This is a genomic window from Pseudomonas sp. zfem005 (assembly GCF_032621735.1).
In the GTDB taxonomy this organism is placed as follows: Bacteria; Pseudomonadota; Gammaproteobacteria; order Pseudomonadales; family Pseudomonadaceae; genus Metapseudomonas; species Metapseudomonas solani.
Genome location: NZ_JAVYJE010000002.1, coordinates 223,224 through 244,407, shown reverse-complemented (window position 1 = coordinate 244,407; position 21,184 = coordinate 223,224). Strand labels below are relative to the sequence as shown.

Annotated in this window: 21 protein-coding genes, 1 tRNA gene and 1 pseudogene; 10 read left to right on the top strand and 13 right to left on the bottom strand. The window is 67.4% G+C overall.

The annotated features are described in order from the left end of the window. Positions 1 to 160 precede the first annotated feature (160 nt). Together RTW82_RS05435 and RTW82_RS05430 are read right to left on the bottom strand one after the other, a co-directional pair. Complete coding sequence (locus tag RTW82_RS05435; RefSeq protein WP_316924476.1) at positions 161 to 916, bottom strand: SDR family oxidoreductase; 756 nt, start codon at positions 914 to 916, stop codon at positions 161 to 163. Between the two features lie 32 nt (positions 917 to 948). After that, positions 949 to 1,728: an SDR family NAD(P)-dependent oxidoreductase gene (locus tag RTW82_RS05430; RefSeq protein ID WP_316924475.1), complete on the bottom strand. Its 780-nt coding sequence runs from the start codon at positions 1,726 to 1,728 to the stop codon at positions 949 to 951. 92 nt (positions 1,729 to 1,820) lie between these two features. Here RTW82_RS05430 and RTW82_RS05425 point away from each other — a divergent pair, with 92 nt between their 5' ends. Next, positions 1,821 to 2,711 carry a LysR family transcriptional regulator gene (locus tag RTW82_RS05425; RefSeq protein WP_316924474.1) on the top strand — a complete coding sequence of 297 codons (891 nt, stop codon included), beginning with the start codon at positions 1,821 to 1,823 and terminating at the stop codon, positions 2,709 to 2,711. Between the two features lie 100 nt (positions 2,712 to 2,811). On the opposite strand, the gene RTW82_RS05420 is transcribed toward RTW82_RS05425, so the two are convergent. Further along, a tRNA-Arg gene (locus RTW82_RS05420) sits at positions 2,812 to 2,888 on the bottom strand. Positions 2,889 to 3,208: 320 nt separating this feature from the next. Here RTW82_RS05420 and gabD point away from each other — a divergent pair. The 3 genes from gabD (at position 3,209) to RTW82_RS05405 (ending at position 7,542) form a co-directional block, all read left to right on the top strand. Further along, positions 3,209 to 4,660 (top strand): NADP-dependent succinate-semialdehyde dehydrogenase, encoded by a 1,452-nt coding sequence (gabD, locus tag RTW82_RS05415; protein ID WP_263402490.1) that lies wholly within the window; start codon positions 3,209 to 3,211, stop codon positions 4,658 to 4,660. A gap of 177 nt (positions 4,661 to 4,837) precedes the next feature. Further along, positions 4,838 to 6,118 carry a 4-aminobutyrate--2-oxoglutarate transaminase gene (gene gabT, locus RTW82_RS05410; RefSeq protein ID WP_271659414.1) on the top strand — a complete coding sequence of 427 codons (1,281 nt, stop codon included), beginning with the start codon at positions 4,838 to 4,840 and terminating at the stop codon, positions 6,116 to 6,118. A 212-nt stretch (positions 6,119 to 6,330) separates the two neighbouring features. Next, a complete protein-coding gene (locus RTW82_RS05405) occupies positions 6,331 to 7,542 on the top strand; it encodes an HDOD domain-containing protein (RefSeq protein WP_316924473.1) in 1,212 nt (403 codons plus the stop codon). Positions 7,543 to 7,545: 3 nt separating this feature from the next. On the opposite strand, the gene RTW82_RS05400 is transcribed toward RTW82_RS05405, so the two are convergent. Both RTW82_RS05400 and RTW82_RS05395 read right to left on the bottom strand, forming a co-directional pair. Continuing rightward, positions 7,546 to 8,136: a 2-hydroxychromene-2-carboxylate isomerase gene (locus RTW82_RS05400; RefSeq protein ID WP_316924472.1), complete on the bottom strand. Its 591-nt coding sequence runs from the start codon at positions 8,134 to 8,136 to the stop codon at positions 7,546 to 7,548. A 67-nt stretch (positions 8,137 to 8,203) separates the two neighbouring features. Next, complete coding sequence (locus RTW82_RS05395) at positions 8,204 to 8,944, bottom strand: SDR family oxidoreductase (protein ID WP_263402486.1); 741 nt, start codon at positions 8,942 to 8,944, stop codon at positions 8,204 to 8,206. 91 nt (positions 8,945 to 9,035) lie between these two features. On the opposite strand from RTW82_RS05395, the gene RTW82_RS05390 reads away from it, so the two are divergent. Next, complete coding sequence (locus tag RTW82_RS05390) at positions 9,036 to 9,602, top strand: TetR/AcrR family transcriptional regulator (RefSeq protein ID WP_021220458.1); 567 nt, start codon at positions 9,036 to 9,038, stop codon at positions 9,600 to 9,602. Between the two features lie 33 nt (positions 9,603 to 9,635). Next, positions 9,636 to 10,544, top strand: coding sequence for an autotransporter outer membrane beta-barrel domain-containing protein (locus tag RTW82_RS05385; RefSeq protein WP_316924471.1), 909 nt, complete (start codon positions 9,636 to 9,638; stop codon positions 10,542 to 10,544). A gap of 9 nt (positions 10,545 to 10,553) precedes the next feature. On the opposite strand, the gene RTW82_RS05380 is transcribed toward RTW82_RS05385, so the two are convergent. Continuing rightward, positions 10,554 to 10,718, bottom strand: coding sequence for a rubredoxin (locus RTW82_RS05380; RefSeq protein WP_316924470.1), 165 nt, complete (start codon positions 10,716 to 10,718; stop codon positions 10,554 to 10,556). A 176-nt stretch (positions 10,719 to 10,894) separates the two neighbouring features. After that, positions 10,895 to 11,962 carry a fatty acid desaturase gene (locus RTW82_RS05375; protein ID WP_316924469.1) on the bottom strand — a complete coding sequence of 356 codons (1,068 nt, stop codon included), beginning with the start codon at positions 11,960 to 11,962 and terminating at the stop codon, positions 10,895 to 10,897. Between the two features lie 99 nt (positions 11,963 to 12,061). Here RTW82_RS05375 and RTW82_RS05370 point away from each other — a divergent pair, with 99 nt between their 5' ends. Both RTW82_RS05370 and RTW82_RS31620 read left to right on the top strand, forming a co-directional pair. Then, complete coding sequence (locus RTW82_RS05370; protein ID WP_316924468.1) at positions 12,062 to 13,072, top strand: AraC family transcriptional regulator; 1,011 nt, start codon at positions 12,062 to 12,064, stop codon at positions 13,070 to 13,072. Between the two features lie 601 nt (positions 13,073 to 13,673). After that, positions 13,674 to 14,123: pseudogene (locus tag RTW82_RS31620) on the top strand (methyl-accepting chemotaxis protein); the annotation flags it as partial. A gap of 4 nt (positions 14,124 to 14,127) precedes the next feature. Here RTW82_RS31620 and RTW82_RS05360 read toward each other — a convergent pair. Then, positions 14,128 to 14,817, bottom strand: coding sequence for a Crp/Fnr family transcriptional regulator (locus RTW82_RS05360; RefSeq protein WP_316924466.1), 690 nt, complete (start codon positions 14,815 to 14,817; stop codon positions 14,128 to 14,130). A gap of 91 nt (positions 14,818 to 14,908) precedes the next feature. Here RTW82_RS05360 and RTW82_RS05355 point away from each other — a divergent pair, with 91 nt between their 5' ends. Continuing rightward, entirely contained in the window at positions 14,909 to 15,433 is a 525-nt protein-coding gene (locus tag RTW82_RS05355; protein ID WP_021220465.1) for a DUF962 domain-containing protein, read from the top strand. 530 nt (positions 15,434 to 15,963) lie between these two features. On the opposite strand, the gene RTW82_RS05350 is transcribed toward RTW82_RS05355, so the two are convergent. Both RTW82_RS05350 and RTW82_RS05345 read right to left on the bottom strand, forming a co-directional pair. Continuing rightward, the gene (locus RTW82_RS05350) at positions 15,964 to 16,704 is read right to left on the bottom strand and encodes a hypothetical protein (protein ID WP_316924465.1); all 741 of its coding nucleotides are present in this window, start codon (positions 16,702 to 16,704) and stop codon (positions 15,964 to 15,966) included. A 141-nt stretch (positions 16,705 to 16,845) separates the two neighbouring features. After that, positions 16,846 to 17,634 carry a helix-turn-helix domain-containing protein gene (locus RTW82_RS05345; RefSeq protein ID WP_316924464.1) on the bottom strand — a complete coding sequence of 263 codons (789 nt, stop codon included), beginning with the start codon at positions 17,632 to 17,634 and terminating at the stop codon, positions 16,846 to 16,848. 131 nt (positions 17,635 to 17,765) lie between these two features. Between RTW82_RS05345 and RTW82_RS05340 the strand changes: the two genes are divergently transcribed. After that, positions 17,766 to 18,170, top strand: a complete 405-nt coding sequence (locus RTW82_RS05340) for a hypothetical protein (protein WP_316924463.1) — start codon at positions 17,766 to 17,768, stop codon at positions 18,168 to 18,170. Between the two features lie 284 nt (positions 18,171 to 18,454). On the opposite strand, the gene RTW82_RS05335 is transcribed toward RTW82_RS05340, so the two are convergent. Genes RTW82_RS05335 through cysT form a run of 3 tightly spaced genes read right to left on the bottom strand, consistent with a single transcriptional unit; the run spans position 18,455 to position 21,152 of the window. After that, positions 18,455 to 19,444: a sulfate ABC transporter ATP-binding protein gene (locus RTW82_RS05335; protein WP_316924462.1), complete on the bottom strand. Its 990-nt coding sequence runs from the start codon at positions 19,442 to 19,444 to the stop codon at positions 18,455 to 18,457. A 3-nt stretch (positions 19,445 to 19,447) separates the two neighbouring features. Next, positions 19,448 to 20,320, bottom strand: coding sequence for a sulfate ABC transporter permease subunit CysW (gene cysW, locus RTW82_RS05330; RefSeq protein WP_021217927.1), 873 nt, complete (start codon positions 20,318 to 20,320; stop codon positions 19,448 to 19,450). Between the two features lie 13 nt (positions 20,321 to 20,333). Beyond that, positions 20,334 to 21,152, bottom strand: a complete 819-nt coding sequence (cysT, locus tag RTW82_RS05325) for a sulfate ABC transporter permease subunit CysT (protein WP_263402476.1) — start codon at positions 21,150 to 21,152, stop codon at positions 20,334 to 20,336. Positions 21,153 to 21,184: the final 32 nt, after the last annotated feature.

Below are 21,184 nucleotides of genomic sequence, written 5' to 3'. Positions count from 1 at the left end.
CATTTGACTGGGCGGGCGTTATCCCGCCTTCCAAGACATAGCCTCAGCCTATTTTGGGGCCTGGCACTGCGTTATTCATTTGGCGGTCATTTGACTGAGCGCGTTAGCGCAGTCGATGTGTAAAAGAACCCTGCCCCATCCCTAGCCGAGGTCATGCCATTCAGTTCCCCGCCGACACCCCACGGTCGATGGCCATGTCGGCGCCCGTTATCGAGGCGGCTGCCGGCTGGCAGAGGAAGTAGGCCAGCTCGGCCACTTCGGCCGGTTGTATGAAGCGCGCGTCGGCGCCTTGCGGGTACTTGGCCAGCAGCTCGCGGTAGTAGCCCTGTGGGTCGCCGTTGCCGTAGCGCTGCGCCTGGAACTTCAGCATCGGCGTTTCGATGTCGCCCGGTGAAATCGCATTGCAGCGCACGCCATCGGGCGCGAGGTCCAGCGCCAGGGTCTTGGTCAGCAGCGTGACGCCGCCCTTGCTCGCGCAGTAGGCGGCCGCGTTGCGGTTGCCCTGGCGGCCGGCGTCGCTGGAGATGTTGACGATGCAGCCCCGGCTCTGGCGCAGCGGTGGGATGGCGGCCGCGCACATGAAGAAGGTGCCTTTCAGGTTCACGTCCAGGACGAGGTCGAAATCCTCCTCCGAACAGGCTTCGACCGGCCCCTCACGCCACACGCCCGCCGCGTTCACCAGTGCATCCAGCCGTCCCGTCGCCGAGGTGGCGGCCTCGACCACCTCGCGGCAGGCGCCGGGCTGGCGGATGTCCACGGCCAGGTGGCCGGCCAGGGGCTGTTCGCTGGCCAGGGCCTGGAGTGAGGGCGCGTTCTGGTCGGTGGCGAACACGCGCCAGCTGCCCTGGATGAAGCGTTCCACCAGCGCGCGGCCGACGCCGCCGGCGGCACCGGTGATCAGGACTACAGGATTCATGGGCTGTTCTCTCGCATGGCTAAGGGCTGCGATCAGGGCGCCTTGTTTTCCACGAGGCAGTTGCCGCCGTCGACCACCAGCACTTCGCCGGTGATGTAGCTGGCCTCGGGTGAGGCGAGGAAGGCCACGGCCGCGGCGATCTCCTCGGGGCGTCCGGCCCGGCCGATGGGGACGAACTGCGCCGCGTGCTGCTCTTCGGGCGTGCTCGAACCGGTGGCGATCCACCCCGGGGCTACCGAGTTGACGGTGATGCCCTCCCGGGCGACCTCCAGCGCCAGCCCCATGTTCATCCCCAGCATCCCGGCCTTGGCCGCGCTGTACGCGGCCTCACCCGGGTTGCTGCCCCGGGTTCCGGTGGTGGAGCTGATGTTGACGATGCGGCCGTAGCGACGGGCGCGCATGCCCGGCAGCACGCCCCGGGTCAGCAGGAAGGCGGTGGTGAGGTTGCGCGTGAGCGACAGGTTCCACATCTCCAGGCTCATGCCCGCCACCTCGGCGAAGGGTTCCGGGCTGCCCTGCATCGCCATGCCGGCGTTGTTCACCAGGATGTCGATGCGCCCCCATTGCGCCTGCGCCCAGGTGAGGAGTTCGTGCACGGCGGCTTCATCGGTGAGGTCCGCGGCCTGGCCGTGCGCGTCGAAGCCCTCCGCGCGCAACTCGGTCACCCGGTCGGCGATGCGCGCGCTGCTGGCGGTGACGATCAGCTTCGCGCCGGCACGCCCCAGGCGCCGTGCGATGGCCATGCCGATCCCCGATTCGCTGCCGGCCCCGCTGACCAGGGCTACCTGGCCCATCAATACTGGTTCGGACATGGTTTTTCTCCTGCATGGCTGTGTTGAGCTGGAAGCTAAAGGCGTTTTGCTGATAGAAAAAGACAACCGTTATCAGCAGAACTGACAACACCATGGCCTTTAGCAGCGAATCCCTGAAAGTCTTCCTCGCCGTGCTGGATGCCGGCTCGTTCTCGGCGGCCGCCAGGGCCCTGGGGCGCGTGCCGTCGGCGGTGAACATGGCGATTTCCCAACTGGAGGCCGAGCTGGACCTGGAACTGTTCGACCGCTCCTCCCGCCGGGCGCTGCCGACGGCTGCGGCCAGGGCGCTGGAGCCCCAGGCGCGGCAGGTGGCGGGCCAGCTCAACCTGCTGGACGCGCACGCCCTGCAGCTGCATGCCGGGCTCGAGCCGCGCCTGGTGCTGGCCATGGCGCCGGAGCTGCAGAGCGGCGCCTGGAGCCAGCCGCTGTCGACGCTGGCGCGTGAGTTCCCCACGCTGGAGATCGAAGTCCGCTCCGCTGCCCAGGCCGATGCCACGCGCATGCTGCATGAGGGCAGCGTGCAGCTGGCGCTGGTGTTCGAACGCCCGGGGATCGACGAGCGCGAGGCCTTCGTCGAGGCGGGAAGCCAGTTGCTGGCGGCCGTCGCCGCGCCTGGTTACAGCCAGGCGGCGCTGAGCGAATCCCGCCTGGCCGAGCTCCGGCAGATCGTCGTCGCGCTTGGCGACCCCAAGGCGTCGGATCCGCAGATCGTGCTGTCCCACAGGGTCTGGCTGACCGACAGCTACCTGGCCACGCTGGGCCTGGTGCAGGCGGGCATCGGCTGGGCCTACCTGCCCCAGCCGCTGGTGCAGCCGCTGATCGCATCCGGTGCGCTGGAGCACGTCGCCTTTGCCGACATGGCCAACCAGATGCGGTTGTGGGTCGATGCGGTCTGGCTGAAGAAGCGCCCGCTCGGGCTGGCGGCCAGGCGCTACCTCGAACTGCTGCGCGAGCAGACCCGCACCGAACCGGGCCGCGCGTGAGCGCCGCGACGCGCGCGCCGAACGGCGGAAACGAAAAAGCCCGCGCGAGGCGGGCTTTCCGGGGTGCCGCGACCGTCATGGGACGGTCGGGACATCGATCTGGCGCATCCGGCGGGATTCGAACCCACGACCCCTGCCTTCGGAGGGCAGTACTCTATCCAGCTGAGCTACGGATGCTTGAAGAGGCGCGCAATGATACCTGCAAGGGCTGCCAGCGTCCACGCTGGCACGAATGTTCGTGATTTCGAACGAAAATGACGCTCGTGCTCGATTCTGCACAGTAAAACACGCAAATATTTCCAGTTTTCGTCTGTTTTATCGAACAGCCTATTGCCCTTTACCCCCTCTGGCCCTAGGATTCGTTTGAGATTTCAAACGCCCCTTGCAAACGCCAAGTCAGGCCGTTCCAATCGGATCCCCCTCCTGGCCAATCCCGTGTTGGCCGAACAAAAACAACGTGCCCCCGGCTCCTTGTAACCGGTGTGAAGGAGACAGCGATGCAATTGAAAGATGCCACCCTGTTCCGCCAGAAAGCCTACATCGACGGCGCCTGGCTGGACGCTGACAGCGGCCAGACCATCAAGGTCAACAACCCGGCCACTGGGGAGATTCTCGGTACCGTGCCGAAGATGGGCGCCGCCGAGACCCGCCGTGCCATCGAGGCGGCCGACAAGGCCCTGCCGGCCTGGCGTGCGCTGACCGCCAAGGAACGCGCCAACAAGCTGCGCCGCTGGTACGAGCTGATGATCGAGAACCAGGACGACCTCGGTCGCCTGATGACCCTCGAGCAAGGCAAGCCGCTGGCCGAGGCCAAGGGCGAGATCGCCTACGCCGCCTCCTTCATCGAATGGTTCGCCGAAGAAGCCAAGCGCATCTACGGCGACGTCATTCCCGGCCACCAGCCGGACAAGCGCCTGATCGTCATCAAGCAGCCCATCGGCGTTACCGCGGCGATCACCCCGTGGAACTTCCCCGCTGCGATGATCACCCGCAAGGCTGGCCCGGCCCTGGCCGCCGGCTGCACCATGGTGCTCAAGCCTGCCTCGCAGACCCCGTATTCCGCCCTGGCCCTGGCCGAACTGGCCGAGCGCGCCGGCATCCCGAAAGGCGTGTTCAGCGTGGTGACCGGCAGCGCCGGCGAAGTGGGCAGCGAGCTGACCAGCAACCCCATCGTGCGCAAGCTGTCCTTCACCGGCTCCACCGAGATCGGTCGCCAGCTGATGGCCGAATGCGCCAAGGACATCAAGAAGGTGTCCCTGGAGCTGGGCGGCAACGCGCCCTTCATCGTCTTCGATGACGCCGACCTGGACGCCGCCGTCGACGGCGCGCTGATCTCCAAGTACCGCAACAACGGCCAGACCTGCGTCTGCGCCAACCGCCTGTACGTGCAGGACGGCGTGTACGACGCCTTCGTCGAGAAGCTGAAAGTGGCCGTGGCCAAGCTGAAGATCGGCAACGGCCTGGAAGACGGCATCACCACCGGCCCGCTGATCGACGAGAAGGCCGTGGCCAAGGTCCAGGAGCACATCCAGGACGCGGTGAGCAAAGGCGCCAAGGTCGTGTCCGGCGGCAAGCCCCACGCCCTGGGCGGCACCTTCTTCGAGCCGACCATCCTGGTCGACGTACCGAAGACCGCCGCCGTGGCCAAGGAAGAAACCTTCGGCCCGCTGGCTCCGCTGTTCCGTTTCAAGGACGAGGCCGAAGTCATCGCCATGTCCAACGACACCGAGTTCGGCCTGGCCTCCTACTTCTACGCCCGTGACCTGGGCCGCGTGTTCCGCGTGGCCGAGGCCCTGGAGTACGGCATGGTGGGTATCAACACCGGCCTGATCTCCAACGAAGTGGCGCCCTTCGGCGGCATCAAGGCCTCGGGCCTGGGTCGCGAAGGCTCCAAATACGGCATCGAGGACTACCTGGAGATCAAGTATCTCTGCCTCGGCGGTATCTGAATCTGATGTAAAGACGGGGCAAGGCGCGAAAGAGCGCGCGGCGCCCCAGCGGTACCACATGAACCACGTCGAGCCTCCGACAGGCCTGCGCAGTCGATCATCGAATGCTGCGCTGCAACCTGCCGGGGGCATTCATCCTTGAAGCTGCGCCGCCCGATGAGCGGCCGTGAGGAAACCATGAGCAAGACCAACGAATCCATCCTGCAACGCCGTGCCGCCGCTGTTCCCCGTGGCGTGGGCCAGATCCACCCGGTCGTCGCCGAGCGCGCCGAGAATGCCACCGTCTGGGACGTGGAAGGCCGCGAGTACATCGACTTCGCCGGCGGCATCGCCGTGCTGAACACCGGCCACCTGCACCCGAAAGTGGTCGCCGCCGTCCAGGAGCAGCTGACCAAGCTGTCCCACACCTGCTTCCAGGTGCTGGCCTACGAGCCCTACATCGAACTCTGCGAAGAAATCGCCAAGCGCGTGCCGGGTGACTTCGCCAAGAAGACCCTGCTGGTCACCTCCGGCTCCGAAGCCGTCGAGAACGCCGTGAAGATCGCCCGTGCCGCCACCGGCCGCGCCGGCGTGATCGCCTTCACCGGCGCCTACCACGGCCGCACCATGATGACCCTGTCGCTGACCGGCAAGGTGGTTCCGTACTCCGCCGGCATGGGCCTGATGCCCGGTGGCGTGTTCCGCGCCCTGGCCCCGTGCGAGCTGCACGGCGTGAGCGAAGACGACTCCATCGCCAGCATCGAGCGCATCTTCAAGAACGACGCCCAGCCCCAGGACATCGCCGCGATCATCATCGAGCCGGTGCAGGGTGAAGGCGGCTTCTACGTCAACTCCAAGCCCTTCATGCAGCGCCTGCGCGCCCTGTGCGACCAGCACGGCATCCTGCTGATCGCTGACGAAGTGCAGACCGGCGCTGGCCGTACCGGCACCTTCTTCGCCACCGAGCAGTTGGGCGTGATCCCGGACCTGACCACCTTCGCCAAATCCGTTGGCGGCGGCTTCCCCATCTCCGGCGTGTGCGGCAAGGCCGAGATCATGGACGCCATCGCTCCCGGCGGCCTGGGCGGCACCTATGCCGGCAGCCCGATCGCCTGCGCCGCGGCCCTGGCCGTGCTCAAGGTCTTCGACGAAGAGAAACTGCTGGAGCGCAGCCAGGCCGTGGGCGAGCGCCTGAAGGCCGGCCTGCGTGACATCGCTGCCAAGCACAAGGTCATCGGCGACGTCCGCGGCCTGGGCTCCATGGTCGCCATCGAGCTGTTCGAAGGCGGCGACGAGAGCAAGCCAGCCGCCGAGCTGGTCGGCAAGATCGTTGCCAAGGCGCGCGACAAGGGCCTGATCCTGCTGTCCTGCGGCACCTACTACAACGTCATCCGCTTCCTGATGCCGGTCACCATTCCCGATGCACAGCTCGACAAGGGCCTGGCCATTGTCGCCGAGTGCTTCGACGAACTCGCCTGAGGCTCACCAGCCAGGCGTATTTGAGGCCCGCTTCGGCGGGCCTTTTTTTGCCTTGCGTCAAGCCGTTCCTATCCAAGTGGTCAATACCCCCAAAAGGCCACTATCCAGTCCGTGGGGTGCGGTTTAGACTGCGCGCTCACTTTTTTGCCAACTCCATCGCATTCCCGGCTTCCAGGCCACGCCCCTGGATCGCGCTGCCCTTCGAGGTTCACATGCCCGCCCACGCCAAGGTCCCGGAAATCCTGATTGCCGAGGCCGACCCCTGGACGGCGGACTTGCTCGCGCAACTGGTGCTGGATGTACGTGGCGATGCCAGCGTGGTGCGCGTGCCCGATACCCAGGCCGCCCTGGCCCGCTGCAAGCGGCGCCTGCCCGACCTGGTGATCGCCGACGGCGAGTTGCAGGGCGGCGGCGGCCTGGAACTGCTGCGCCAGCTCAGGCGCCACCCGCGTACGCCGGTGCTGCCCTTCATCCTCATCAGCGAGAAGGTCGACGCCAGCAGCGTGCGCGCCGCGCTGCCCCTGGCGCCCACGGCCTACCTGGGCAAGCCGTTCAACGCCGAGGGCCTGCGCCAGCGCCTGGGCACTTTGCTGCCCGGCGCAGCAAAGGCCGGTGGCACGGTGGCCCCGCTGCTGGTCGGCACCCTCAGGGAATACCTCGACAGCGTGCGCGAGGAAGGGCAGGGCGCGCCCTTGCTCAGCGATGTGCGCGACGCCGTCAGCCAGTGCCTGCAGGCCAGCGATGTCGACCTGCGTGACCTCGACGACGTCTTCTCCCGTGACCCGCAGATCACCGCCAAGCTGATCGCCGCCGCCAACAGCGCGGCCCATCACCTCGGCGTGCCCTGCCAGACCCTCGGCCAGGCCCTGCACCGCCTGGGTGTCACCCGGGTGCTCAACCTGGTGCTGGGCATGGCCCTGGAGCGCAACGCCCACCTGCATGACCCGCGCCTGGCCGAATTGGCCGAGATCGCCTGGAAATCGTCCCAGCGCAGCGCCGAGCTGGGCTACTGGATGGCCAGCGAACTCGATCTCGATGCCGAGCTCTGCTACACCGCCGGCCTGCTGCACAACATGGGTGAACTGGCCCTGCTGCGCAGCCTGCAGGATTGGCAGGACGCTGGTGGCGGGCTGAGCGACGAGGAATTGCTGGAAACCCTGCGCAAGCGCGCCGCCAGCTTCGGCTCCGCGCTGCGCATCCGCTGGCGCCTGCCCTTCGGCCTGCGCGAGCTGGTGGCGGCCTTCTACGGCCTGGGTACCGGGGTCTTCTCCCGTGAAGCGCTGGCGATGAACCTTTGCGCCAGCCTGCTGCGCCTGCCCGTGGGGCAGGACGTGGGCGAACTGCTGGAAGAGCGCGCCGCACGCCTGCTGCGTCTCGACCCCGACCTGCTGCGGCGCCTGCCGGCGCGGTTGCTGCAGGCCTGAGGCTTAGCCCAGGGCTTCCTCGATGAAGTCCAGGCGGTCCTGGCCGAAGAACATATCGCTGCCGACGAAGCAGGTCGGCGCCCCGAACACGCCACGTTTGACCGCCTCCTCGGTGGCTGCCTTCAGCGCGTCCTTCACCGCCGGGTCGCCCACCAGCGCCAGCAGCGCCTGGGGATCGAAACCGGCTTCCACCAGGGTCGCCCCGAGGATCGCCGGGTCGCCCAGGTTGCGCCGCTCCTGCCACATCGCCTTGAACATCGCCTCCAGGTAGGCCTCGAAGCGCTCCGGCTGGTGCAGCTGCACACCGATGGCACCGCGCATCAGCGTCAGGGTGTTGATGGGAAAATGCGGGTTGAACACCAGCGGCACGCCATAGCGCTTCGCATGGCGGTCCAGGTCGATCATCGAGTAGCGGCCCTTCACCGGCACCGCATTGGGCGAGGCATTGCCCGTGGCCTGGAACACCCCGCCCAGCAGCATCGGCCGGTACACCAGGGTCGCACCCTTGCGGGCGCAGAGGGCAGGTAGTTGGGTCCAGGCCAGGTAACTGGCCGGGCTGCCCAGATCGAAGAAGAATTCGACGCTCTTGTTCATTTTTTGTCCTTCGAATAACTCTGCGGAGTCGAGGCCGAGCGAGCATCGCGCAGCCGGCCGTCAGTAATCACCAGCGTTCCATCCAGGGGCGGAGGTCGAGTTCGAATGTCCAGGCATCCCGCGGCTGGCTATGCAGGAACCAGTAGTTCTCGGCGATGTGCTCCGGGTCGAGGATGCCGTCCTGCTCCTTGCGGGCGTAGATGTCGGGGAAGGTGTCGCGGATGAAGTCGGTGTCGATGGCACCGTCCACCACCACGTGGGCGACGTGGATGTTCCGTGGCCCCAGCTCGCGCGCCATGCTCTGCGCCAGGGCGCGGATGCCGTGCTTGGCGCCGGCGAAGGCGGCGAAGTTGGCCGCGCCGCGCAGGCCCGCCGTGGCGCCGGTGAAGAGGATGGTGCCGCGCCCACGGGTGACCATGCGCCGCGCCACCGCCTGGCCGGTGAGGAAGCCGGAGAAGCACGCCATCTCCCAGATCTTGAAGTACTTGCGCGCGGTCTCGTCGAGGATGCTGCAGGGCACGTTGGCGCCGATGTTGAAGACGAAGGCTTCGATGGGGCCGATCTCGCTCTCGATCTGCTCCACCAGCGCGGTCACGTCCTCTTCCTTGCGCGCGTCGGAGGCGAAGCCGTGGGCCTGGCCGCCTTCCGCGCGGATGCTGTCCACCAGGGGTTGCAGTTTGTCCGCGCTGCGCCGGGTCACGCAGGCGATATAGCCCTCACGGGCGAAACGCCGGGCAATGGCGCCGCCGGTGGCATCACCGGCGCCGATCACGAGCACCACCTTGTTGTTGTTCGATTCGGTATTCATGGCAGTCACCTTTAACTAAACGGTCGTTAGCTGAACGGACGTTATGCTACAGTCCAACCCGCGTCAAGCAGTGCGTTTTATGGAGGTCGACATGCGCTATTCCCCCACTCACAAGGAAGAAACCCGGCAGAAACTGCTGGAGAGCAGCGGCTCGATCGCCAAGGCTGGCGGCTTCTCCAGCACCGGCGTAGACGCCCTGATGAAGGCCATCGGCCTCACCGGTGGCGCCTTCTACAGCCACTTCCCGTCGAAGGACGACCTGTTCACCGCCATCGTCGAGCGCGAGCTGTCGCGCAGCCTGATCGGCCAGGTCGCCCAGGGCGAAGGCTTCGACCAGGCACGCCTGCAGCGTTGCCTCGAGCACTACCTGAGCATGGCCCATGTTCACAACGCCGAAGGCGGTTGCGCGATTCCCGCCCTGGGCGCGGAGATCGCCCGCGCCGACCTGCCGGTGCGCGAGACCGCCGAGCACTGGATGCTGCAACTGCAGCAGGCCTGGGCCGAGATACTCGAAGACGGCGAGCTGGCCTGGGCGGTGATTTCCCAATGCGTCGGCGCCCTGGTGATCGCGCGCATGCTCGCCAGCGAATCGCGCCAGGAAGAGGTGCTCAGTGCCGGTCGCACCTTGTTGATGCAAGCGCTGGAGCGGCGCGGCTAGCGTTATCCACAGCCGCCCGTCCTCGGAGAACCCATGCGCGCATCCCTGTTCACCTGCCTGTTGTTGGCCCCTTCGGTATTCGCCGGCGACCTGCACCAGGCCACCCGCGCCACGCTGCTGGAGGACGCGCGCTTCACCCGTGAGGCGGTGCTCGACCGCATCCAGCAGCTGCGTTTCTCCTTCCGCGAGGGCGAACCCGAAGACGGGCAGCAGCCTTACTGGGTGCGCACCTATGCCAGCCACGGCTCGGCCGATGGGCCGGGTGCGGCGCCGAGCCGCGAGCGGACTGTCGCCGGCATCGCCCTGGGCAGTGAGCGCTGGGTGGGCGACTGGGTGCTGGGCGCCACGGCCGGGCTGTCCCGCACGGAACTGGAGGCCGGCAGCGCCGATGCGCGCCTCGACGGCTACCAGCTCGGCGCCTACCTCGGCACCAAGTTCTACAACCAGATCGGCTTAAAGACCGGCCTGCTGCTGGACAGCCACCGGGTGGACGGCCGCGCGCGCGCCGCCGATGCCCGGGGCGGGCAGCTGTTCGGCGAACTGAGCTATTCGCTGGATTACCGCGATTTCAGCCTCGAAGGCTTCAGCGAACTCGCCTGGCTACGCCAGGACAGCGAGCGCCAGGCTGATGTGGGGTCACAACGGGACGAGCTGCTGCAGGCCACCTTCGGCCTGCGCGGCACCACCGCCTGGACCCTCGGCCCCGACCAGCGCCTGGTGGCACGGGTGATCCCGGCCTGGCGGCGCAACAGCGGCGATCGCCAGCTCGGGGATGAAGACGGCGCCGGCGAGGCGCAGCTCGCCCGCGACGTCATCCACCTCGGCCTGATGCTCGACTGGCAGCTGGACCAGGCCCTGAGCCTGGGCCTGGCCTACGAGGGCGACTGGGCCACCGAGTCGCGGGACAACGGCCTGGCCCTGCGCATGAGCCTGAAGTACTGAGGCCGCGCCTCAGATTTCCTGCATCTCGAAATCCAGCTTGCCCACGCCGCAGTCGGGGCAGATCCAGTCCTCGGGCACATCGGCCCAGGGGGTGCCGGCGGCGATGCCCTCGTCGGGCCAGCCCTTGGCTTCGTCGTAGATCAGGCCACAGACCACACAGATCCAGGTTTTCATGCCGGTACCTCTTGTTCTTCACGGTTGAGCGGATTTTCCGCGGCGCAACGCCCGCCGGGCCGTGGGGGCCTCGGGGCGCTGTCGTGGGCGGAATGGCGGCGATAGTAGGCGCAGAAGGGCCGCGAGGCGGCCCATCTTAGGTTTGGGGCGTGGGGTTCGGGGACGCGCGGCAGGCGTCAGGCGGTCTGTGCGCGCTCGGCCACCGGTTGCGGCTGCGCCTGCCAGCGGTTGGCGCGGGCGAAGGTGCCGATGTCGTTGAAGCGCACGCCCATCTCGCGCATCACCTTGTGCGCCACCGGGGCGGTCATCTGGCGGATGTAGAAGGGCTCCTTTACCACGAAGTGGTGGATCGCATGGGTGCTGCCGAAGTTGAAGCAGAACGCCTGCAGCGGCCACAGCCACCAGGGGTTGAGCACCTGGGTCTGCTGGATCACGTTGCCCAGCTCGACGTCGCCGTAGTAGTGCATGTTGGAGCTGACGAAGTGCAGGCAGAAGGTGCGCAGCACGTTGGGGCCCACCAGCACCACCACCACGATGTCGATGCCCTGCATCATCGCCAGGGTGGTCTCCGACCAGGCCACCGGCGCACCCAGCAGCGCGCTCACGCCATTGATGGCGTGGAAGCCGAGGAAGACGTACCAGGCGCTCCAGTTCATCAGCGCCAGCGGCGCATAGACCTTCAGCGTGCGCACCAGGATGAACTTCTTGTGCGCCCAGCTCTTGGCCCGCAGCATGCGGATCAGCGAGGACATCAGGTTGTCGCCCACCATCAGCAGCCGCGCCAGGCCCCAGGGCTCGCCGTTGGTGATGGCGCGCTCCTCCATGTCGGTCTCGGTGCCGGAGACCTTGTGGTGGTTCAGGTGCAGGTGGCGGCGCACCCAGGGGTTGATGGTGCTCGGCCGCGCCAGCCACACCAGCGCCATCATCAGGTTGTGCGCTACCCGCTGCTTGCGGAAGTACATGCTGTGGATAAGGTCGTGCTCCAGCTCGTGGGTCAGCGACGCGAGGAAGGCGTTGACCAGCAGGCACGCCCACCAGGCGATCGTGCCGTTCAGGTAGAGCGCCGCCGAGCCGACCATGCCGGCGAGGGCGAAGGCGAGGATGCTGGCGCCGAGCAGGTCCTGGCGGTTGAGGATCGGGTAGCGCTGGCGCAGCTCCACGCCATGGGCCATCACCACTTCACGAATATGGGCTGATCGCTGTTGATCATTCAGCTTTGCGGGGCTTGCGGTCGTCGGGGACATGCTTACATCCTCTTGTTCGTCGTGTGCCCACTCTGCCGAGGCGGTGCGCGCCACGCCTGACCTTGAACGCCAACCTGTTGACCGGATACGCCAACCTGCATGAGCGACGAGCCCTCCACCCTCGCCAGCTGGACCCGAGCCCTGCGCAAGCAGCTGGACGCGCTCGGCCTCGACAGCGACGGCCTCTGCCGCCAGGCCGGCCTCGACCCAGCGTTGATGGACGACCCCAACGCGCGCTACCCGCTCTCCGCCACCACGCGCCTGTGGCAGTTGGCGGTCACGGCCAGCGGTGACCCGGCGCTGGGCCTGAAGATTTCCGGCTACCTCAGCCCCACCACCTTCCACGCCCTGGGCTACGCGCTGGTGGCCAGCGCCACCCTGCGGGAGATCTTCGAACGCATCGAGCGCTACCACCAGGTGGTCAGTGATGCCCTGGCCCTGCAGCTGACCCTGCACGGCGAGCGCTATGAGTTCCGCCTGCGCGTCCCCGAGGAGGGCCCCGCACCGGCCCCCGAGGCGGTGGACGCCTTCGCTGCCATCTACGTGCGCACCTGCCGCAACCGCCTGGGCCGTGACTACGCGCCCCTGGCCGTGCACCTGCGCCGCCCGCAGCCGGCCGACCCCGCGCCCTGGCACCAGGTGTTCCGCTGCCCGCTGCACTTCGGCGCCCCGGAAGACCTGATCGAATTCGCCCGCGCGGACTTCGAACGCCGCCTGGAAGACGCCAACCCCGAGCTGGCCGAGCACAACGAAACGGTGCTCAAGCGCACCCTGGAGCAGCTGCAGGTGCCCACCTGGGCGCGCAAGGTGCGCGCCTGCCTGGAGGCCCAGCTGCCCAATGGCGAACCTTCGGCCGAGCGCATTGCCCAGTCCCTGCACCTGAGCCTGCGCAGCCTGCAGCGGCACCTGGCGGAGGAGGGCAGCAGCTACGAGCAACTGCTCAGCGACACCCGCCAGGCCCTGGCGCTGGTGCACATGCGCGACCCACGCTGCTCCATCAGCGAAATCGCCTACCTGCTCGGTTTCGCCGATACCAGCAGCTTCAGCCGCGCCTTCAAGCGCTGGACCGGCCAGGCACCGAGTCAGTACCGCGAAAGCTTGGTGCGCTAGAACTGGCCAGTCGCCAGCCGAGCCGCCAGAATTGCCCCATTACAAGAACCACCCCGAGAAGCCCATGCGTCCTGCCTACGCCCGCCATCCCTATGCCGTCGCGTTCCACACCCTGGGCCTGGCCCTGTTGATGCTGGTCTACAGCCGCTGGCAGGTGCCGCTCGCCTGGAGCATCCCCGCCTACCTGGTGCTGGCGCTGTGGCCCTGGCTGGGGCCCTGGAAGGTACCGGAAGAGCCCCGCGACGAACCCCTGGAAGACCAGGCCCCGCGCCTGGCGGAGCTGGCGGTGCAGGCTGATCGCAACGCTGCCGAGCGTTTGCGTCTGCAAGGCGTCGCCAGCCAGCTCGATACCCTGCTGCGCCAGCGCCTGGACGAGGGCGCCATCTGGCTGCAACGCCATGACGCGGGCGTCGTACCGCCCGATCTCGATCGCCTCGAACAGCTCGCCGCACAGTTGCAGCAGGCCGGTGCCGAAGGCCGCGCCGACCTGGACAAGGCGCGCCAGGCCTTCGCCGCGCTGCTCGCCGAGAGCGGCACCGGCCGCGAGCGCGTGCAGGCCCTGGCCGAGCGTAGCGGCGAGATCCAGAAGGTCGCCCAGAGCATCCAGTCCATCGCCAGCCAGACCAACCTGCTGGCCCTCAACGCCGCCATCGAAGCCGCCCGCGCCGGGGATGCCGGGCGTGGTTTCGCCGTGGTCGCCGACGAGGTGCGCAACCTTGCCGCCCGCACCGCCGGTGCCACCGAGGAAGTGGGGCGCATGGCCGAAGACATCCAGCAGCAGACCGCCGCCGCCGTGGCCCACCTGGCTGGGCAGGACGCCGGGCTGGCCGCAGGCGTGGCCGCGCTGGAGCCCCTTGGCGGGCTGATGGCCGGGCTGGACGAGCAGGGCGCGCAGCTGCGCGACGCGCTGGCGCCCTTGCCGGATCACTGGGCGCTGCAGCACGAAAGCCAGCAGGCCTGGCGGCAAGAGATGGTGCGCCTGGAAGCGCAGCTGGAGGAGGCGGTGACGGTGGGCCGTCAGCTCGCCGAGGCCCTGCGCGGGCCGGCCTGAATCGCTACAGCCGTGCCGCCTTGCGCAGGCCGGCGAGGTCGAGGATTTCGATCTCGCCATAGTTCAGGTGCACCACGCCCTGGGCTTCCAGCTCCTTGAGAATCTGGTTGGTGGTCTGCCGCGACACCGCCAGCATCAACGCCAGCTGTTCCTGGGCCAGGTGGATGACCCGGCGCTGGCCACTGGTCTCGCCGTAGCCCTCGGCGATCATCAACAGCCGCCGCGCCAGGCGTTGCGGTGCCGGCAGCAGGCTCATTTCCTCCAGCGCGATAAAGGCCAGGCGCAGCTTCTGGCTCATCAGCAGGGCGAGCTCGCGCCACCAGGCCGGCTCCGCCTCCAGCATCTTCTGCAAGGCCGCCTGGGGCACGTTGAGCAGCTGTGTCGGGCCTTCGGCGAAGGCGTCGTGGGTGCGCGGCTGGCCATCGAACAGGCAGATCTCGCCGAACCAGTGCGGCGGCTCCTCCAGGATCAGCAACGCCTCCTTGCCGTTCTCCGCGCTCACGCCGATGCGCACCGCGCCTTCGAGCACGGCATAGAGCCCGCATGGCGGGTCGCCCCGGCGGAACAGGCACTCGCCGGGGGCCAGGCTCAGCGGGCGTGCTTGCTCCACCAGCGCATCCTGCAGGGGCGCGGGCAGGCCGGCGAACCAGTGGCCGGTGAGCAATTGGGTACGGCAGTCGGAAAGTTCGGGCATCGGGTGATGGGCTTTGTCGGCTAGCTGACAGAGGATAGGTCAGTACAGGCGCCATTATCGGTGCAACTGCCTGCAACCTGAGGACATAACAATGAAAACCCTCGTCGATCATCTTTCCCAGTACGCCGAATACCACCGTGACCGGCGCAATATCTTCAGCCACTTCATCGGCATCCCGCTGATCGTGGTCGCCGTGGCCGTGCTGCTGTCGCGCCCGGGCCTGGTCGTCGCCGGCCTGTGGATATCTCCTGCAGCCCTGGTGGCGCTGGCCTCTGCCGTCTTCTACTTCCGCCTCGACCTGCGCTTCGGCCTGGTGATGACCGCGCTGCTCTGGCTCAGCCTCTGGGTCGGCACCGCGCTGGCCGTGCAATCCACCGCCCTGTGGCTCAGCGCCGGCCTCGGCCTGTTCGTGGTGGGCTGGGTGATCCAGTTTGTCGGCCACTACTACGAAGGCCGCAAGCCCGCTTTCGTCGACGACCTCATGGGCCTGGTGGTCGGCCCGCTGTTCGTGGTCGCCGAGCTGGCCTTCATGCTCGGCATGCGCAAGGACGTGGAACAGGCCATCGAACACCGCGCCGGCCCGACCTGCATCCGCGAGAAAAAAGCCACCGCCTGAGGTGATGCGCGGCTGGGCCGGCTCCCCCTGTGGGAGCGGCTTCAGCCGCGAAAGGCTCACCGCCGGCTCTCGGCTGCGAGTGGCTGGAAACCCCATCGCGAATGAATTCGCTCCGACGGGAGAGGGGCGAGGCTTCGATATATGGGGCAAGCTCGTTCTGTTCTTCGTAGGTTGGGCCGAGGTACGAGGCCCAACATGGCGGACCTGACCTCCACACAGTCGTGCCTCGTTCCGCTCCGTGCCACCTGTGGGAGCGGCTTCAGCCGCGAAAGGCTCACCGCCGGCTCTCGGCTGCGAGTGGCTGGAAACACCATCGCGAATGAATTCGCTCCCACGGGAGAGGGGCCAGGCTTCGGTGTATGGGGTGAGTCCGCCTGGTGGATAAAAGAGCGTTATCCACCCTACCCAGCGGGGTAGCCTGTGCCGGCACGATGCGCCAGGCGCTGTAGGGTGGACCCCGCTTCACCGGTCCACCGCTGCGGTGTTGAGCCTGGCTCCGCCCTGTGGATAACCCGCGCTACCCCTTTCCTTCAGCCTCCCTTGGTCAACAACTGCGCACTCATCGAGCGTGCGTGGCGGTCGACCATCATGGGTGCATAGGGCCGGCCGGAGGCGCTGACCAGGGTGTTGCTCTGGCTGTTCATGTCGCTGAGGGCGGTCTTGAGGAAGCTCCAGCGGGTCTTCAGCTTGCCCACCGCCGGGTCGTTCTTGTCCATTGGCTGCAACTGGGCATCGATGGCCGGCAGCAGGGTGCGTTCGTCCTGGCCGATGTAGGTGTCGTTGCTTTCCCGGGCGATCTCGAAGGTGCCGATGTAGGCGCGGCTGAGGTACTGCACCGCCAGGTATTCCACCTTGGCCGGCAGCTCGCCATCGGCGGTGTTGCCGGGGGTGGAGCGGGCGGCGATGAGCAGTTCACGCAGGGATTTGGCCAGTTCCTGGGGGAAGCGCCAGGGCACGTCGTCCTCGTTGTGGCCGTAGGAAACACCCTGCTGCAACTGGGTAACAAGGGCGCGGTACTTCTGCCGGAACCCGTCGCTGGGCTGCGGCACGCTCTGGAACGCAGCTTCCAGCGCCTTGATGTCGGCGTCGAAGCGGGTCTTGTGGGTTTCCTGGAAACCTTCGCCGCGATACAGCAACAGGCTGCTGGTGGCGCGGCAGGCGTGGATCTGTACCTGGTCGATGGGCGCGAGCTCGGCGGCGAGGGTCATCCCGGCCCCGACCAGGCTGAGCGCCAATCCGATAAAAGCGCGTGCTAGAGCGTCTGAAAGCATCCCGGCGTGCTCCTTTTGTTGTTGTTGTGAGCAGACAAAGCGATGAGGTGTGTGGGCACCAATCGGTGCGCGCCCAGCCTACTGCGCCGGGGGCTGGAGGGTATTACCCGAAAGAGTGATTTATGACCACCGGGCGACAAATCATCCCATCCGGAGGATCTGCCGCAGCCGCTCGGCGCTTTCCGGGTCGGCGGGGAACAGGGTCTCCAGGGCCAGCTCGGACAGGGTCACGTCCACCGGAGTGCCAAACACCGTGATGGTGCTGATGAAGCTGATCACCCCCAGGGGCGTATCCAGCTGCAGGGGCACCAGCACGCCGTCGGTGGGCAGGGGGGCGGTCGCGGGCGGTGCCGGGTAGGCGGCCAGTTCGTCGTAGAGGGCCTGCAGCTCTGCATCGCCGCTCACCTCGATGTCGTGCAGCAGCCGCTCCAGCAGGTGGGCGCGCCACTGGCCGAAGTTGACGATGCGCGGTGCCAGGCCCTCCGGGTGCAGGGTCAGGCGCAGCACGTTGAGCGGCGGGGCGAGCAGGGCTGGGGACGCGCCGGCGATCAGCGCCATCACCGCGCCGTTGGCCGCCAGCAGGTTCCACTGGCGGTCGATGGCCAGCGCCGGGTTCGGCTCGTGGGCCTTGAGCAGCTGCTCGATGGCCTGGCGCGCACCGGCCAGGGCCGGGTCGTCCAGGGTGCGCTGGGGGAACAGCGGCGCATAGCCGGCGGCGGCCAGCAGGCGGTTGCGTTCGCGCAGGGGAATGTCCAGCTGCTCGGCCAGGTGCAGGAGCATCTCGCGGCTGGGCTGGGCGCGCCCGGTTTCGACGAAGCTCAGGTGGCGCGTGGAAATCTCCGCGTCGCAGGCGAGGTCGAGCTGGCTGAGTCGGCGCCGCTGGCGCCATTGGCGCAACAGGGCGCCGACGGGATGGGTGGGTGCGTTCATGGCAGCGACGATAGTCGAGCCGGTGAGGCACGGCCATTACCTGGCAGGTAATCGACGCGATTCTCCGCTCGATGAATCCTGGCGACCAGGCACCGGCAACCGCCGGGCCGCTCATACCCAGGAGATTCGCCATGACCACCGTGCAACCCTCCCCCCTGCTGCGCCGCGCCCTGCAACTCGATGCCCTGGTCAGCGGCGGCGCCGGCCTGCTGATGACCCTGGGCGCCGGCCCGCTGTCGTCCCTGCTGGCGCTGCCCGCCGCGCTGCTCATCGGTGCCGGCCTGTCGATGCTGCCCTGGTGCGCCGTGCTGCTGTGGCTGGCCCGCCGCGAAACCCTGGACCGCCGCGCAGTGTGGGCGGTGATCGCGGTCAACGCCGTCTGGGTGGTGGACAGCCTCCTGCTGCTGGTCAGCGGCTGGGTGCAGCCGACCCTGCTGGGCCAGACCTTCGTGATCGCCCAGGCGCTGGCGGTGGTTCTGTTCGCCGAACTGCAGTTCTTCGGGCTCAAGCGCTCCACCGAAGCGGTCTGTGGATAACTCGGACATCCTGCCTTTTTCGCGAATGAACTCGCTCCCACCAGAGGGCGGGGTCGTGTATGGGTGGACGTCGCTCTTTACGTCCACCGCGATGCCGGGCCGGGTGGAGATGTGTCGGGCTGGCAGGGCGGGGCCGTAGGTTGGTGCCGAGCTTGCGAGGCCCAACGGTGCCAGGGTCCGGTCCGTTGCGTTGGGCCTCATGCTTCGGCCCAACCTACATTCCTGCGTTCCGCGCCCATGAAAAAGCCCCTCGGATGAGGGGCTTTGTCGTTGCGTCGCGACGATCAGCCGTGGGCGACGGGCTGCCAGGCCTTGGGCTTGAAGTACAGGGTCTCGCCACGGGCGAGGCCGACCAGGCTGTCGTGGTCCTTGACCACTTCGGCTTCGATCAGCTCGTCCTGGCCATCCACCTTCAGGGTCACCCGGGTGATGGCGCCGAGGGGGCGGATGTCGCGGACTTCGGCGGCCTGGTGCTCGTCCTCGGCCTCCTTGGACAGCGAGACTTCGTGGGGGCGGAACAGCACGTGGCGGTCATCGCCCAGCTGCAGGCGGTTGGAGTCGCCGAGGAAGTGGTAGACGAAGGGGCTCGCCGGCTTCTCGTAGACCTCGCCCGGGGAGCCGATCTGCTCGATCACGCCCTTGTTCATGACCACGATGCGGTCGGCCACTTCCATGGCTTCTTCCTGGTCGTGGGTGACGAACACGGAGGTCAGGTTGATCTCCTCGTGCAGGCGCGCCAGCCAGCGGCGCAGCTCCTTGCGCACCTTGGCGTCGAGGGCGCCGAAGGGTTCGTCCAGCAGCAGGATCTTCGGCTTCACCGCCAGGGCGCGGGCCAGGGCGATGCGCTGGCGCTGGCCGCCGGAGAGCTGCTCCGGGTAGCGGTCGGAGAGCCAGTTCAGCTGCACCATGTTGAGCAGCTCGTGGACCTTCTCGGCGATCTCCGGCTCGCTGGGGCGTTCGCCCTTGGGCTTCATGCGCAGGCCGAAGGCGACGTTGTCGAACACGCTCATGTGGCGGAACAGGGCGTAGTGCTGGAACACGAAGCCGACGTTGCGATCGCGCACGTCGTGCTGGGATACGTCCTCGCCGTGGAACACGATGTTGCCGGCGTCCGGGGTCTCCAGGCCGGCGATGATGCGCAGCAGGGTGGTCTTGCCGCAGCCGGACGGACCGAGCAGGGCCACCAGCTCGCCGCTGTGAATATCCAGGTTGATGTCGTTGAGCGCCTTGAAGGCGTTGAAGTTCTTGCTGACGTTACGGATTTCGATGCTCATGACTCACTCCTCATCAGCGCTGGATTTAAGACGGGACAAACGGGCCTCGCTCCACTGCTTGAGCAGCAGGATGACCAGCGCGAGGATCAGCAGCAGGCTGGCGACGCTGAAGGCAGCGACGTGGTTGTACTCGTTGTAGAGAATCTCGACGTGCAGCGGCAGGGTGTTGGTGACGCCGCGGATGTGGCCGGAAACCACCGACACCGCGCCGAACTCGCCCATGGCGCGCGCGGTGCACAGCACCACGCCGTAGATCAGGCCCCATTTGATGTTGGGCAGGGTCACGTGCCAGAACATCTGCCAGCCGTTGGCGCCGAGCAGGCGCGCGGCCTCTTCTTCCTGGGTGCCCTGTTCCTGCATCAGCGGGATCAGCTCACGGGCGACGAAGGGCACGGTGACGAAGACGGTGGCCAGGACGATGCCGGGCAGGGCGAAGACGATCTGGATATCACGGTCCGACAGCCACTCGCCGAAGTAGCCCTGGGCGCCGAACAGCAGCACGTAGATCAGGCCGGCGATCACCGGCGAGACCGAGAAGGGTAGGTCGATCAGGGTGACCAGGATGCTCTTGCCGCGGAACTCGAACTTGCTCACGCACCAGGCGGCGGCGACGCCGAACACCAGGTTCAGCGGCACCGAGATGGCCACGGCTATCACCGTCAGCTTCAGCGCGGCGAGGGCATCGGGCTCGAAGATGGCGGTGAAGAAGGTGCCGAAGCCCTGCTTCAGTGCTTCGCTGAGCACGATGTACAGCGGCAGCAGCAGGAAGATGCCGAACACCAGCCAGGCGCCGGCGATCAGCGCGCGCCGGCCCCACAGGTTGCCACGGCGGGCTGCGTTGGCGGAGGTGGCGGCGGTCAGGGTTGCACTACTCATGACGTTGGCCTCCTCAAGGGGTTTCGATGCGGCGCTGCAGCAGGTTGATCAGCAGCAGCAGGATGAAGGAGACCACCAGCATCAGCACGCCGATGGCGGTGGCGCCGGTGTAGTCGTACTGGTCCAGCTTGACCATGATCAGCAGCGGCAGGATCTCGGTCTTCATCGGCATGTTGCCGGCGATGAAGATCACCGAGCCGTACTCGCCCACGCCGCGGGCGAAGGCCAGGGCGAAGCCGGTCAGCCAGGCGGGCAGCAGCGCCGGCAGGAGGATGTGGCGGAACACCTGCAGTGGTTTGGCGCCCAGGCAGGCGGCGGCCTCTTCCACCTCGCGGGGGATGTCGGCCAGCACCGGCTGCACCGTGCGCACCACGAAGGGCAGGGTGACGAAGGTCAGCGCCAGGGTGATGCCCAGCGGGGTGTAGGCGATCTTGAAGCCCAGGTCGGTGGCGAATTGGCCCACCAGGCCGGCCGGCGCGTACAGCGCGGTGAGCGCGATACCGGCCACGGCGGTGGGCAGGGCAAAGGGCAGGTCGATCATCGCGTCGATGATCTTGCGGCCGGGGAAGTCGTAGCGCACCAGGACCCACGCCAGCAGCGTGCCGATCAGGCCGTTGAGCACGGCGGCGGCGAGCGCGGTGCCGAAGCTGAGCTTGAGTGCGGCAATTACGCGGGGTGCGCTGATGATGTTCCAGAACTGCACCCAGGTGAGGTCGAAGGTCTTGAGGAACATGGCGCCCAGGGGAATCAGCACCAACAGGCTGAGATACACCAGGGTGTACCCCAGAGTCAGCCCGAAGCCGGGTATGACCGGGGAGATACGTCGAGACATCATCTGTCCTTTTTCTGCGTTGGAACGCTCAA